The organism is Pseudooceanicola pacificus, assembly GCF_009789075.1.
GTDB lineage: Bacteria > Pseudomonadota > Alphaproteobacteria > Rhodobacterales > Rhodobacteraceae > Pseudooceanicola > Pseudooceanicola pacificus.
Map to the genome: position 1 here is coordinate 145,265 of NZ_WNXQ01000005.1, position 12,476 is coordinate 157,740.

Below are 12,476 nucleotides of genomic sequence, written 5' to 3' on the forward strand. Positions count from 1 at the left end.
GCGGGATTCCATGCTACCGTCGCGGGACGGCCACGAACCCGCCCCATTCCCGAGGATAATCGAGCATGTATCGGTACCGGGAGTTCTGCCATGCTCGAGTTACTAGTTGTCTTTGGACTTGCCTCCATCGGCGTGTTTTTCACCGCGACGACACATGAACCGGAGGGCGCCGGCAATGGCCGCAATGCGCGCGACGGATATGGGCTCGACGAGGAGGATGGCGACGAGGGCGGTATCGGTGTGCTTGGCATCGACGTGGGCCGCAAGGGCCGCAAAAGCCGTTTCCGCCGGGCCCAGGCCGCCCGTGCCGCCGCCCGTGACGGCAGCGCAAGCGAGGCCGCGGCCAAGGCCCTCGGCGTCGACACATCCGCCATTAGCGAACTGGTGAGCGGCGACAGCCTGGGCGACGAGGTCGGCGAGGACTTGCCCGAGTCCCAGGACCAGACGGCCCGCACGGCCGCGACCGTGGATTTCAACGACACCGACCGGCTGGAAGACGACCACGCCGAGGACGACCTGCTGGACACCTGGGACCAGGAAGATTTTGCACCCGACACCGGCGCGCCGGTCGATGCGGTGCACGGCGCCCCGGTCCATCCGCGCCATCCGGTGGTGACCCATGCCAACACGCCGCGCCCGGCCAGGGCCAGGCCCGTGGGCAGCAAGGATGACGAGAGCTTCGACGAGACGCGCAACCTGCTGCGCGCCGCGCTGATCGAGGACGAGGCGGTGACCGAGGCAGAAGAGGCCGCGGCCGCGCCCGCCAAACGCCGCCCGGCCCCCGTGGCGACCCGCAAGGCGCCCGAGCCCGAGATGCTGGACGACGACCTGGATGACCTCGACGACGATGAGGGCCCCGTCGCCATGCCCCTGTCCGCCGAGGACGGCCCGCCGGTGATCGACGATTTCGATCCGAACGAGGACCAGATCGTCATCGGCTACCGCCCGGGAGAGGCCGGGGACGGCCGGATCGGCATCTCCGAGGACCCGCACCACCCGGGCACCGCCCGCGTGACCCTGGGCGGCCGCGTCGTTGCCGTGGTGCAGAACGGATACGGCAAGGTCCATGCCCGCCATATCGAACTGGTTCAACTGGGCGAAGCCGCCTGATCCCTTGGCCATCCGCCCCGAGAGGGGCGCACCGAAGTCACGATGCCCCGGGCGCGGATCGCGCAGCGGGGCATTGTCGTTGACCGGGGGCGGCTGAGGGGGCGCAGGCGATGACGATCCCGCGTGACAGACGGGCGCGTGGCGGCCCGGCTCAGCCGTTCCGGTTCAGCCGCGCGGCGCGTCCGCCCCGGCGCCGGGCCAGCAGGCCCTTGCGGCTTGGCAGTTCGTCCATGATCCGGCTGCGCTCCTCGTCGGAATAGCGCGACCAGCCGGCGATCTCGTCCAGCGAGCGCAGGCAGCCGGTGCACAGCCGCGCCTCGGGGTGGACGACGCAGATGCGCACGCAGGGCGAGTCGATTTCCTTGCGGTGCCAGATGGTGTCGTCCGTCATGTTCCCGTTCCGATATGGCGCAGCCTGTCCAGCGCACCCTGCAGGATATATCCCGCCGCGACATGGTCGATCACCTCGGCGCGACGTTTTCTGGTCGTATCCGCCTCCAGCAGGGCACGTTCTGCCGCAACAGTGGACAGGCGTTCGTCCCAGAAGGTCATCGGCAGGTCCAACACCCGCTCGAAGTTGCGGGCGAAGGCCCGGGTCGACTGGCAGCGCGGCCCCTCGGTCCCGTCCATGTTCAGCGGCAGGCCCAGCACCAGCCCGCAGACGCCGCGCGCCTTGAGGATGGCGGCCAGCGCCTCGGCATCCTGGGTGAATTTGCGGCGGCGGATGGTCTCCAGCGGGGTGGCGACGCTGCGAAAGGTGTCCGACACAGCCACGCCGATGGTCTTTTCGCCCAGGTCGATCCCGGCGAGGGCGCGCAGCGGGGGCAGGGTGGTGGCAAAGGCGGCGATCTCGGGGTGGATCATTCGCCCAGACCCGCGCTGGCGGCGGCGGCACGGATCGTGGCGAGGTCGTCCTCGCGCCCGGCAAAGACCTGCAGCGCCTCGTCCCGGATGGCGCGGGCCTGCCCGGTGTCGCCCAGCACGCCGTAGGCCCCGATCAGCCGCGCCCATTCCGCCGCCGACCCGCCCTGCGAGGACAGCCGTTCCGACAGGCGCGAGACCATGCCGCGGATCATCTCCTGCCGGTCCTCGGCGGACAGATCGCCCGCGGCCTCGATATCCGCGGCACTGGGCCCGGCGAGGGTTTCATCCGGGCGGGGCTGTTCGTACTGCACCCCGGCGAGGGCGGCGGCCTGGTCGATCTGCGCGCGGATCGGCGGGATCCAGGGCGCGCTTTCGGGGCCCTTGCGCAGCAGGCGGTCCCACAGGCGGAAGGCGATGTCGGGGCGTCCGGTCTGGCGCATCATCAGCCCGATGTAATACTGCGCCGGGCCGTTTTCAGGGTTGCGCGACAGGGCGCCGCGCAGGGCGGTCTCGGCCTCGGGCGAGACATAGCCCCCCGCGGCCAGCACCAGCATCTCGCCGTAATCGGCGTAATCGGTGTCGGTGGCCGTGTCGCCCAGCAGGCTCAGCACGCGTTCCTGGGCCGCGTAGGCGGCGCGGAAATTGCCGATGGCGGCCTCGTTCCGGGCCAGCAGGCGATTGCCCTGCAGGTCGTCGGGGCGGGTGGCCACGGCCTGGCGCAGCCGGTCCATCAGCCCGGCGAATTCCGGGTTCAGCTCGGCGGCGGGCCGTTCGGGCTGCTGCTGTTCCGCATCGGCCTGCGAGGGGCGGGTGTCGCGCAGTTCCTTGGCGCGGGCGATCCGGTCGGACAGCGGCAGGTCGCCGTAGCCCGGCGCGCCGATCGTGGTGTAGAGCGCCCCGGCCCCCAGCACCGCCAGGCCGCAGATGGCCAGCACGGGCCAGGATGCCGTGCTGCGTTGCGCGGCGGCCGGTGCGTGCTGCGCGGCATCGGCGGCCAGCAGGCGGCGGGCGATCTCGTTGCGCAGGCGGCCGGCCTCTTCGGCGCCGATGGTGCCGCGGGCCAGATCGCGGTCGACCTCGGCCAGCTGCGCCTTGTAGACGGGCACGTCGGCACCGCCGTGCAGACCGGCAGAGGCACGCGCGCGCAGTGCCGCCAGCGACAGCACGGTTGCAACGGCCAGAGACAGGCCGGAAACGAGGATCCAGAACAACATGGGCAGGCCCTTTCCGACCGCCCGTTTACCGTGCCGAGCCCTTGCAAAAAAGCGCAAAAGGACGCAGGGCTGCACCATGTCGCAACTGTGATCCGACATGACGTTCCCGTACTGCGGTCGGGGCTGCTAAAAGTACAGTTTGCCGCCCATACCCAGCCCGGAGTCGCCCGCAACATGAAACGCTATTCCGCATTCGCCATCGCCCGAGAGGCGCTTCGTTTCCACAAGGGGTGGGAACGGGCCTGGGCCTCGCCCGAACCCAAAAAACGCTATGACGTGATCATCGTCGGCGCAGGCGGGCACGGGCTGGCGACCGCCTATTACCTGGGCAAGAACCACGGCATCACCAATGTCGCGGTGATCGAAAAGGGCTGGCTTGGTGGTGGCAACACCGGGCGGAACACGACGATCATCCGCTCGAACTACCTGCAGGATCCCTCGGCCGCGATCTACGAGAAGGCGCGCAGCCTGTACGAGACGCTGAGCCAGGACCTGAACTACAATATCATGTTCAGCCCGCGCGGCGTGATGATGCTGGCCCAGACCCAGCACGAGGTGCGCGGCTACGAGCGCACCGCCCATGCCAACGCGCTGCAGGGCGTGAAGACCGAATTTATCAGCCCCGAGCGGGTCAAGCAGCTGGTGCCGATCATCAATATCGACGGGCCGCGCTATCCGGTGCTGGGCGCGCTCTGGCAGGATCGTGCGGGGACCGCGCGCCACGATGCCGTGGCCTGGGGCTATGCGCGGGCCTGTTCGGCCATGGGCATGGACATCATCCAGAAATGCGAGGTCACCGGCGTCACCTCCGCAGGCGGCAAGGTGACCGGCGTGTCGACGACGAGGGGCGACATCGCCTGCGACCGTCTGGGCATTGTCGTGGCCGGTCACTCGGGCGTGCTGGCCGAAATGGCGGGCTTCCGTCTGCCGATCGAGTCGGTGGCGCTGCAGGCGCTGGTCAGCGAGCCGATCAAGCCCTGCATGGACGTGGTGGTGATGGCCAATACGGTGCACGGCTATATGAGCCAGTCCGACAAGGGCGAGATGGTGATCGGCGGCGGCGCGGACGGCTACAACAACTACACGCAGCGCGGGTCGTTCCACCATATCGAAGAAACCGTGCGCGCCCTGGTCGAGACCTTCCCGATGATCTCGCGGCTCAAGATGCTGCGCCAGTGGGGCGGGATCGTGGACATGACCGGCGACCGCTCGCCGATCATCTCGCAGACCCCTCTGGGCAATTGCTACATCAACTGCGGATGGGGCACCGGCGGGTTCAAGGCGATCCCCGGCTCGGGCTGGGCGATGGCGGACATGATGGCCAAGGGCACGCCGGGGCCGCTGGCTGCGGGCTTTGGCCTGGAACGTTTCCGCGAGGGGCGTTTCGTCGACGAAAGCGTCGCGGCGGGGGTCGCGCACTGATGCACAGCCCGCGGCCGATCCAGACCCACGGCACGGCCCGCCCTGGCGGTGCGGCGCGGCTATTCGGCCGCGACGTTGCGCGCGGTGCGGTGCAGGTCGGTCAGGGCGGTGATCTCGCGCAGGGCGTCGCGTTGCGCGTTCAGCGGCGTGGGCGTACCGGCCAGCAGGTCGGCCTGCGCCTCGTCCAGCCGGGTGTCCATCGCGATCACGCCAAAGGCGTTCAGCCCCATGCGGATCGCCGGTTCGAACTTCTCGTGCCGCGGGATGGTGTCGGCCAGCCCGGTTTCGGCGCGTCCGAAGAACAGCGCCCGGGGCGGCCCGATCCGCGCCGGCGGCACGGCCAGCAGGACAAAGATGCCCGGCACGTCGGGCAGGGTGTCGAGAGAGCGCTCGACAGTGAAATCCCAGGCTCGGCCGGAACCGCCCGTGGCCCGGAAAACAGCCTGTTTCAGGTCTTCGGTGTCAGTCATGGCTCGGCCTCATCCCGTTTCGGACTTACCACTTATTGTAGCCCGAAAGCGGAAATCGGCAACATTTTGCGCAATGCAAATGCAGAAAATCGACTGTTTGCGGTAACCGCAGGCAGGTCTGCCCGTTCGGGGGCACATCCCCGGGCAGGGAACCGCCTTTCACGTCACAGCGTTGGATATGGGAACGCAACGACTGTGGAGGGCTTACCATGGCCGAACATCATTATCACGACACCCGCTCCCGCAGCGGCACTGCGCCGCTCGCTTTCATCGTCGGCGGCCTTGTGGTTGCCGTCGGGCTCATCCTGTTCTGGGTCTTTGGCGACATCGACGGCATGGCCCCGGCAACCGGCGGCGCCGACATCGAAATCAACGCGACGTCTGACAGCGCGGCGGGCGCCGCAAGCGATCCGGCGCCTGCCGGTGGCGCGGCCGACAGCGGCGCTGCGGCCTCTGCCGGGGCCGAAAGCGGCTCGGGCGATGCAGCGGCTGCGGCAGGTGCCGACAGCGGCAACTGATCCCGTCCGCCCGGGCGGGGGCGACGATGTGCAGGGGCGGGGCCTTCCGGGGCCTCGCCTTTCGCATGTCCGCGCGATGGCGGCCTGTGCCACGCCCGCCGCAAAAAATTTCGCATCCTCGGGGAACCTTTCCCCAAGTGCCTGCGTTTCTTCGACACTGCCTGGGAAGACATCGACCACCCCGCGGCACGCCCGCCGGATCGGTCCCGCGTTTTCCCTTGTCCCTTACCTGTCCCCTAGGGCGGAGGCCTTGCGCCTCCGTCCCTTTTTTCTGCCCGGACGGCCGCTGGCCGCATCCGGGTTTCCGTGCTTGACCGAGGTGCGCCATGCTTTTGCTTGAATGTCCCTGTTGCGGCGTGACTGCCGAGGAAACCGAATTCCACGGCGGTGGCGAGGCGCATCTGAAACGCTTCGGCCCCGAAAGCTCGGACCAGGAATTCGAGGGCTACCTGTTCAACCGCGTGAACCCGCGCGGGGTGCATTTCGAACGCTGGCGCCACGTGAACGGCTGCGGCAAGTGGTTCCACGCCGCGCGCTGCACCGTCACGCTTGAGGTCTTTGGCACCTATCCGGCCCAGACGGTCGAGCCGCCGCAGATCCTGCGCGAGCTGATCTCGTCCAAGCGCCCCGGCTGGCAGTGGAGAGAGTTCACGTGAGCCTGTCCGCCGCCCCTTTCCGCCCCTGCGACACCTTCGCCCGACCCCGCAACCCGATGCCCAACGAGGCCGCGACATGAGCACCCGACTGGCCGCTGGCGGCCGCCTGCTGGACCGCGCGAAACCGGTTCACTTCACCTTCAACGGCAAACGCTTCACCGGGGTGGAGGGCGACACGCTTGCCTCGGCCCTGCTGGCGAACGACCAGATGCTGATGGGGCGCAGCTTCAAGTACCACCGCCCGCGCGGCGTCGTCGCCTCGGGCGCCGAAGAGCCGAACGCGCTGGTGGGGCTAGGGCAGGGCGCCCGGTTCGAGCCGAACCAGCGCGCCACCACGACCGAGCTGTTCGACGGTCTGACGGCGCAGAGCCAGAACCACTGGCCCAGCCTGGAGTTCGACATCGGTGCGGTGAACGCCAAGCTGTCGCGCTTCCTGCCGGCCGGGTTCTACTACAAGACCTTCATCGCGCCCCGGCCGTTCTGGAAACATGTGTACGAGCCGATCATCCGCCAGTCCGCCGGCCTGGGCAAGGCGCCCAAGGAAGGTGACGCCGACCGGTACGAACATTTCTACGCCTTCACCGACGTGCTGGTGATCGGCGGCGGGGTGGCCGGCCTGACCGCCGCGCTGGCCGCGGCACAGAGCGGCGCACAGGTCATGGTGCTGGAGCAGACCGCCCATTGGGGCGGCCGCGCCCCGGTCGATGGCGGCACCGTGGCGGGGCAGGAGGTTTCGGCCCATGTGGATGCCTTGGTGGCCGAACTGTCGGGGATGGACAATGTGCGCCTGCGCCTGCGCTGCATGGGATCGGGCGTCTACGACCACGGCTATGTTCTGGGCTACGAACGCCTGACCGATCACCAGCCCGAAGCCGGTGGCCCGCGTCACCGCCTGTGGCGGATCCGGGCAAAGCAGGTCGTGACCGCAACCGGCGCGATCGAGCGTCCGCTGTCCTTTGCCGGGAACGACATCCCCGGGGTCATGCTGGCCTCGGCCGTGCGCGATTACGTGGTGAACTGGGCGATTTCGCCCGGGGACCGCACCGTGGTGGTGACCAACAACGACGACGCCTATCGCACCGCCATCGCGCTGAAACAGGCGGGGCTGGAGGTCGCGGCCATCGTCGACCCGCGTCCCGAGGCGGGCGGCGCGCTGACGCAGCAGGCCCGCGACCTGGGGATCCGGGTCGAACAGGGCCGCGCCGTGGCCAAGGTGATGGGCGCCAAGCGCGTCACCGGCGTGGCGATCTGCCCCCATGCGGGCGAGGGCGCGGCGCTGGAGACCATCGATTGCGACGCCGTGGCCATGTCGGGCGGCTGGTCGCCGGTCGTGCACCTGTGGTCCCATTGCGGCGGCAAGCTGATCTGGGACGAGGCCCAGGCCCATTTCCGCCCCGATGCCGAACGCGCGCCCACCGGCCATGACGGGTTGCCCTTCGTCACCGTCGCGGGCAGCGCCAATGGCGAGATGGGGCTGGCAAGCGGGCTGGCCGATGCCTGCGCCGCCGGTCTGAAGGCCGCCGCCGCCGCCGGGTTCGACGGCACTGCCACCGCGCCCGAGGCCGAGGCGCCCGAAGAGGCGCCGCTGCTGCCCGTCTGGCTGATGCCGCAGGGCGCGGGTCCGGCGCTGCGGATGAAGGCCTGGCTGGATTTCCAGAACGACGTCAAGGTCTCGGACGTGCAGCTGGCCGCGCAGGAGGGGTTCGAAAGCGTCGAGCACGCCAAGCGCTATACCACGCTGGGCATGGCAACCGATCAGGGTAAGCTCAGCAATATCAACGGCCTGGCCGTGCTGTCGCAGTCGCTGAACACGACGATCCCGCAGGTCGGCACAACGACCTTCCGCCCGCCCTATACGCCGATCAGCATGGGCGCCATCGCGGGCGAGGCCCGGGGCGAGACCTTCCAGCCGCTGCGGCGCACCCCGATGCATGGCTGGCACGAAAAGGCCGGCGCCTACTGGGAGCCGGTGGGCCACTGGCGCCGCCCCTATTGCTACCCGCGCGACGGGGAAACCCATGCGCAGGCGGTGGAGCGCGAGATCAACCAGACGCGCAAGGCGGTTGGTCTGCTCGACGCCTCGACCCTGGGCAAGATCGTGGTGAAGGGGCCGGATGCGGGGAAATTCCTCGACATGCTCTACACCAACATGATGTCGACGCTGAAACCGGGCCGGTGCCGCTATGGCCTGATGTGTTCGGAAAACGGGTTCCTGATGGACGACGGCGTGGTTGCCCGCTGGGACGAGGATACCTTCCTCTGCCACACCACCACCGGCGGGGCCGAGCGCATCCATGCCCATATGGAGGAATGGCTGCAGACCGAATGGTGGGATTGGAAGGTCTATGTCGCCAATGTGACCGAGCAATATGCCCAGATCGCCGTTGTCGGGCCCAGGGCCCGCGAGGTGCTGGAACAGTTGGGCGCCACCGGCATGGACAGCCAGACCTTCCCCTTCATGGCCTGGGAGGACCGCACCGTGGCCGGGATCGGCGCGCGGATCTACCGGATCTCGTTCTCGGGCGAATTGTCTTACGAGATCGCCGTGCCCGCCTCGCAGGGGCTTGCCCTGTGGGAGGCGCTGCACAAGGCCGGGGCCGGGCATGGCGTGATGGCCTATGGCACCGAGGCGCTGCACGTGATGCGGGCCGAAAAGGGCTTCATCATGATCGGGGACGAAACCGATGGCACGGTGATCCCGCAGGATCTGGGCCTTGGCTGGGCGATTTCGAAGAAGAAGACCGACTACCTCGGCAAGCGGGCGCAGCAGCGGACCCATATGACCGACCCGACCCGGTGGAAGCTGGTCGGCCTGGAAACCGTCGATGGGTCTGTCCTGCCCGATGGCGCCTATGCGGTGGCGGACGGCACCAATGCCAACGGCCAGGTGGCGACGCAGGGGCGGGTCACCTCGACCTACCACTCGCCGACGCTGGGGCGCGGCATCGCCATGGGGCTGGTCCTGCACGGGCCGGACCGGATGGGCGAGGTGATCGAATTCGGCAAGGTCGACGGCAGCCGCGTGGCGGCCCGGATCGTCGATCCGGTGTTCTTCGACAAGGACGGAGAGAAACAGAATGTCTGAGCCTGTGACCGCGCTGAACGGCGCGACCTATGCCGGGGTGGCCCGGATCGCCGAACTGCCCCGCCGGGGAATGATCACCATCCGGGGCAGCCAGGAATCCGCCGCGCTGGTCGCGGCTGTCGGCGCGGCCTCGGGCGGGCTGGACATGCCCGGCCCGGGAGAGGCGGTGATCGCGGCCGACCGGATGCTGGGCTGGATGTCCCCGGACGAGTTGCTGCTGATGCTGCCCCCGGCCGAGGTCGCGGGCGCGCTGGCGGCCCTGGCCGAGGGCATGGCAGGCGAACATTATCTGGCGGTCGAGGTGACGGATGCCCGCGCGCTCTTCTCGATCTCGGGCGAGGGCGCGGTGGCCCGCGAGGTGCTGGCGCGGCTGGCGCCGGTGGATCTGTCGCCCGCAGCCTTCGGCCCGGGCAACTTCCGCCGCACCCGTCTGGCGCAGGTCCCGGCGGCCTTCTGGATGCTGGAGGACGGCTCTTTCGAGCTGATGTGCTTCCGCTCGGTTGCCGCCTATGTCTTCGGTCTGCTCTGCACGGCCGGCGAGGGCGACGCGGTCGGTCATTACTGAGTTGCGGTGCCCCGGCGCAGGCCGGGGCCTCGCCGGTCACCTGCGCGGCATGGGGGGCAGGGCGCTGGCCGCGGGGCATCCCGTCCCGTGCCCTGTCGCGATCCGGCGCTTGCCCGCCCGGCGCCGCGCGACCAAGGCCGACCACAGCCAGAGCGCTGAAATGGCAAGCTTTTTCCCCGCGCCTTGGTGTTCGCTCCCCGCGCCATTGCTGCCCTTGCGCAAGCGCACGCCCGGCACAGGGACAGGCGACACCCCCGGCCGTCAAACCCCGCCCGCCGGTCCCCGATCCCCGCCGCCAGGCACCCTCTCCAGCCCCGGGGTTTCTGCGCGGACCCGCGCGTCACGCCTGCCGGTTGTGCACCTTGGGCCCCCTGCAATCCGCCCCTCAACGGCCCGCGCCCCCTTGACCTTCCGGGGTCGGGGGTAACATCTAGGGGCAATCACCGACGCAACCCGAAAGGACGAAATTATGGCTTTCGAACTTCCCGACCTTCCCTACGCCCACGACGCGCTGGCCGATCTCGGCATGTCGAAGGAGACGCTGGAGTTTCACCACGACATTCACCACAAGGCCTATGTCGACAACGGCAACAAGGCGATTGCCGGCACCGAGTGGGAAGGCAAGTCGGTCGAAGAGATCATCAAGGGCACCTACGACCCCAAGGCCGTGGCCCAGAACGGCATCTTCAACAACGCCTCGCAGTTCTGGAACCACAACCAGTTCTGGGAAATGATGGGCCCGGGCACCGGCGGCATGCCGGGTGAGCTGGAAAAGGCCATCACCGAAAGCTTCGGCTCGGTCGACAAGTTCAAGGAAGACTTCTCGGCCGCGGGCGCGGGTCAGTTCGGCTCGGGCTGGTGCTGGCTGGTCAAGGACACCGACGGGTCGCTGAAGGTCACCAAGACCGAAAACGGCGTGAACCCGCTCTGCTTCGGCCAGACCGCTCTGCTGGGCTGCGATGTGTGGGAACATTCCTATTACATCGACTTCCGCAACAAGCGCCCGGCCTATCTGTCGAACTTCCTCGACAAGCTGGTGAACTGGGAAAACGTCGCCTCGCGCATGTGATCCCGGGCCTGCGGGCCTGTTTTCAACACCTATCGGACGCCTCCGCAGGGATCTGCGGGGGCGTTTTCGTTTCGGACCCCGGCCTCCGCCGCCCGGCAGGCCGGAACCAGCCGCCGCGCGGGACCGGACAGGAACCGGAGGCCGCGCGCCTTCGTTGACCCTGTGAAGCCAGAAGGAGGATCATGACATGGCACAGCGTCAGAAGTCTCAGGACCGCAAGCGCGAGACCGAGGCGATCCTGGGCGAGCGCCCCGAGGACATGCCAGCCCCCGGCCAGCAGGGCGCAAACGGCGGCGAGCTGCAGCGCAAGGTCGGCTCGCGGGACGAAAAGAAGCGGCTGGACGAGACCTCGGCCGGGGCGACGCGCCCTCTGGCGCAGGACCGCAACCGCAGTGGCGACAAGGAGAACATGTGATGACCGCTCTTCCCAATGACGCCTGGGTGCTGGTCGCCGATGGTGAAAAGGCGCTGTTCCTGCGCAACCTGACCGACGGACAGGACCCTCATCTGGAGGTCGTGCGCAAGGAGGAACAGGACAACCCGTCGGACCGTGCGCAATCGGCCAACCGGCCGGGGCGGATGCCCGATACCGGGCCCGGACAGCGCTCGGCCCTGGATGACACGGACTGGCACGAGCTGGCCAAGGAGCGGTTCGCCGACGAACTGGCCGACATGCTCTATCAGCGTGCGCATCGCGGCCGGTTCGATCACATCGTGATTGTCGCCCCGCCGGCCACGCTGGGCGAACTGCGCGACAAGCTGCATGCCGAGGTGCGCGCCAAGGTCCTGCACGAGGTGCCCAAGACCCTCACCAACCACCCGATCCGCGAGATCGAGAAGCTGATCCGCAAGGACCTGGCCGCCGCCTGAGGCGCGTCAGATGGCGGCGAGGCGCGGGGCGAGATCGTCCATCAGCGCCTCGACCGTCGCCTTGATGGTGACGAATTCCAGGACCGAGGCATCGGCAAAGCCCTGTTCGACCACATGGTGCATCAGCCCGATCAGCGGCGCCCAGTAGCCCTGGGTGTCCAGCAGGTAGATCGGCTTGTCATGCAGGGCGAGCTGGCGCCATGTCAGCACCTCGAAGAACTCGTCCAGCGACCCCGCGCCGCCGGGCAGCACCACGATGGCGTCGCAGTTCATGAACATGACCTTCTTGCGCTCGTGCATCGTCTCGGTGACGACAAAGCTGGTCAGGTCGCGCTTGCCCACCTCCATGTTCATCAGATGGGTCGGGATCACGCCAAAGGTCTCGCCCCCCGCCGCCTGGGCCGCGCGGGCGGTCAGGCCCATCAGCCCGACATCCCCCGCGCCATAGACCAGCCGCCAGTCGCGGTCTGCCAGGGCCTTGCCCAGGCGTTCCGCTTCCGCCGCATATTCGGGCAGTGCGCCCTTGCGTGATCCGCAGAACACACAAACCGAGGCTTTGCTCATGGGGGCATATCCTTCCGGGTCAGGCGCGTAATGCGCTTTTGACCCCTGTTATCCCTGTTGATATAGGGT

14 protein-coding genes are annotated in these 12,476 nt (G+C 68.5%); 9 read left to right on the forward strand and 5 right to left on the reverse strand.

Going from position 1 to position 12,476, the window contains the following annotated elements:
* Positions 1-90 precede the first annotated feature (90 nt).
* The gene (locus GLS40_RS10815; RefSeq protein WP_160382735.1) at positions 91-1,110 is read left to right on the forward strand and encodes a hypothetical protein; all 1,020 of its coding nucleotides are present in this window, start codon (positions 91-93) and stop codon (positions 1,108-1,110) included.
* Positions 1,111-1,261: 151 nt separating this feature from the next.
* Here GLS40_RS10815 and GLS40_RS10820 read toward each other — a convergent pair whose 3' ends face one another.
* From GLS40_RS10820 to ccmI, 3 genes are read right to left on the reverse strand one after another with little or no spacing between them, the layout of a single operon-like run.
* On the reverse strand, positions 1,262-1,501 hold the full coding sequence (locus GLS40_RS10820) for a DUF1289 domain-containing protein (protein ID WP_160382736.1): 240 nt from the start codon (positions 1,499-1,501) through the stop codon (positions 1,262-1,264).
* A complete protein-coding gene (ruvX, locus tag GLS40_RS10825; RefSeq protein WP_160382737.1) occupies positions 1,498-1,974 on the reverse strand; it encodes a Holliday junction resolvase RuvX in 477 nt (158 codons plus the stop codon). Before ruvX ends, GLS40_RS10820 begins: the two co-directional genes overlap by 4 nt.
* On the reverse strand, positions 1,971-3,188 hold the full coding sequence (gene ccmI / locus GLS40_RS10830; protein ID WP_160382738.1) for a c-type cytochrome biogenesis protein CcmI: 1,218 nt from the start codon (positions 3,186-3,188) through the stop codon (positions 1,971-1,973). Before ccmI ends, ruvX begins: the two co-directional genes overlap by 4 nt.
* Positions 3,189-3,362: 174 nt before the next feature.
* Between ccmI and GLS40_RS10835 the strand changes: the two genes are divergently transcribed.
* On the forward strand, positions 3,363-4,610 hold the full coding sequence (locus GLS40_RS10835; protein ID WP_160382739.1) for a sarcosine oxidase subunit beta family protein: 1,248 nt from the start codon (positions 3,363-3,365) through the stop codon (positions 4,608-4,610).
* Positions 4,611-4,669: 59 nt separating this feature from the next.
* On the opposite strand, the gene GLS40_RS10840 is transcribed toward GLS40_RS10835, so the two are convergent.
* Positions 4,670-5,080, reverse strand: coding sequence for a hypothetical protein (locus GLS40_RS10840; protein WP_160382740.1), 411 nt, complete (start codon positions 5,078-5,080; stop codon positions 4,670-4,672).
* Between the two features lie 209 nt (positions 5,081-5,289).
* Between GLS40_RS10840 and GLS40_RS10845 the strand changes: the two genes are divergently transcribed.
* From GLS40_RS10845 to GLS40_RS10875, 7 genes are all read left to right on the forward strand, one after another.
* A complete protein-coding gene (locus GLS40_RS10845; protein ID WP_160382741.1) occupies positions 5,290-5,598 on the forward strand; it encodes a hypothetical protein in 309 nt (102 codons plus the stop codon).
* Between the two features lie 326 nt (positions 5,599-5,924).
* Positions 5,925-6,254 (forward strand): sarcosine oxidase subunit delta, encoded by a 330-nt coding sequence (locus GLS40_RS10850; protein ID WP_160382742.1) that lies wholly within the window; start codon positions 5,925-5,927, stop codon positions 6,252-6,254.
* Between the two features lie 76 nt (positions 6,255-6,330).
* The gene (locus tag GLS40_RS10855; protein WP_160382743.1) at positions 6,331-9,339 is read left to right on the forward strand and encodes a sarcosine oxidase subunit alpha family protein; all 3,009 of its coding nucleotides are present in this window, start codon (positions 6,331-6,333) and stop codon (positions 9,337-9,339) included.
* On the forward strand, positions 9,332-9,904 hold the full coding sequence (locus GLS40_RS10860; protein ID WP_160382744.1) for a sarcosine oxidase subunit gamma: 573 nt from the start codon (positions 9,332-9,334) through the stop codon (positions 9,902-9,904). Before GLS40_RS10855 ends, GLS40_RS10860 begins: the two co-directional genes overlap by 8 nt.
* A 469-nt stretch (positions 9,905-10,373) precedes the next feature.
* Complete coding sequence (locus tag GLS40_RS10865) at positions 10,374-10,973, forward strand: superoxide dismutase (protein WP_160382745.1); 600 nt, start codon at positions 10,374-10,376, stop codon at positions 10,971-10,973.
* Positions 10,974-11,160: 187 nt separating this feature from the next.
* Complete coding sequence (locus GLS40_RS10870) at positions 11,161-11,388, forward strand: hypothetical protein (protein WP_160382746.1); 228 nt, start codon at positions 11,161-11,163, stop codon at positions 11,386-11,388.
* A complete protein-coding gene (locus GLS40_RS10875; protein WP_160382747.1) occupies positions 11,388-11,843 on the forward strand; it encodes a host attachment family protein in 456 nt (151 codons plus the stop codon). Before GLS40_RS10870 ends, GLS40_RS10875 begins: the two co-directional genes overlap by 1 nt.
* A 6-nt stretch (positions 11,844-11,849) precedes the next feature.
* Here the strand turns inward: GLS40_RS10875 and GLS40_RS10880 are convergent, their stop codons facing one another.
* Positions 11,850-12,407, reverse strand: a complete 558-nt coding sequence (locus tag GLS40_RS10880) for an LOG family protein (RefSeq protein WP_160382748.1) — start codon at positions 12,405-12,407, stop codon at positions 11,850-11,852.
* Between the last annotated feature and the right edge of the window lie 69 nt (positions 12,408-12,476).

What these genes read in the sequence shown, in the direction of transcription:
- GLS40_RS10815 (WP_160382735.1), top strand. Translation starts at nt 91, where the DNA reads ATGCTCGAGTTACTAGTTGTCTTTGGACTTGCCTCCATCGGCGTGTTT.
- GLS40_RS10820 (WP_160382736.1), bottom strand. Translation starts at nt 1,501, where the DNA reads ATGACGGACGACACCATCTGGCACCGCAAGGAAATCGACTCGCCCTGC.
- ruvX (WP_160382737.1), bottom strand. Translation starts at nt 1,974, where the DNA reads ATGATCCACCCCGAGATCGCCGCCTTTGCCACCACCCTGCCCCCGCTG.
- ccmI (WP_160382738.1), bottom strand. Translation starts at nt 3,188, where the DNA reads ATGTTGTTCTGGATCCTCGTTTCCGGCCTGTCTCTGGCCGTTGCAACC.
- GLS40_RS10835 (WP_160382739.1), top strand. Translation starts at nt 3,363, where the DNA reads ATGAAACGCTATTCCGCATTCGCCATCGCCCGAGAGGCGCTTCGTTTC.
- GLS40_RS10840 (WP_160382740.1), bottom strand. Translation starts at nt 5,080, where the DNA reads ATGACTGACACCGAAGACCTGAAACAGGCTGTTTTCCGGGCCACGGGC.
- GLS40_RS10845 (WP_160382741.1), top strand. Translation starts at nt 5,290, where the DNA reads ATGGCCGAACATCATTATCACGACACCCGCTCCCGCAGCGGCACTGCG.
- GLS40_RS10850 (WP_160382742.1), top strand. Translation starts at nt 5,925, where the DNA reads ATGCTTTTGCTTGAATGTCCCTGTTGCGGCGTGACTGCCGAGGAAACC.
- GLS40_RS10855 (WP_160382743.1), top strand. Translation starts at nt 6,331, where the DNA reads ATGAGCACCCGACTGGCCGCTGGCGGCCGCCTGCTGGACCGCGCGAAA.
- GLS40_RS10860 (WP_160382744.1), top strand. Translation starts at nt 9,332, where the DNA reads ATGTCTGAGCCTGTGACCGCGCTGAACGGCGCGACCTATGCCGGGGTG.
- GLS40_RS10865 (WP_160382745.1), top strand. Translation starts at nt 10,374, where the DNA reads ATGGCTTTCGAACTTCCCGACCTTCCCTACGCCCACGACGCGCTGGCC.
- GLS40_RS10870 (WP_160382746.1), top strand. Translation starts at nt 11,161, where the DNA reads ATGGCACAGCGTCAGAAGTCTCAGGACCGCAAGCGCGAGACCGAGGCG.
- GLS40_RS10875 (WP_160382747.1), top strand. Translation starts at nt 11,388, where the DNA reads ATGACCGCTCTTCCCAATGACGCCTGGGTGCTGGTCGCCGATGGTGAA.
- GLS40_RS10880 (WP_160382748.1), bottom strand. Translation starts at nt 12,407, where the DNA reads ATGAGCAAAGCCTCGGTTTGTGTGTTCTGCGGATCACGCAAGGGCGCA.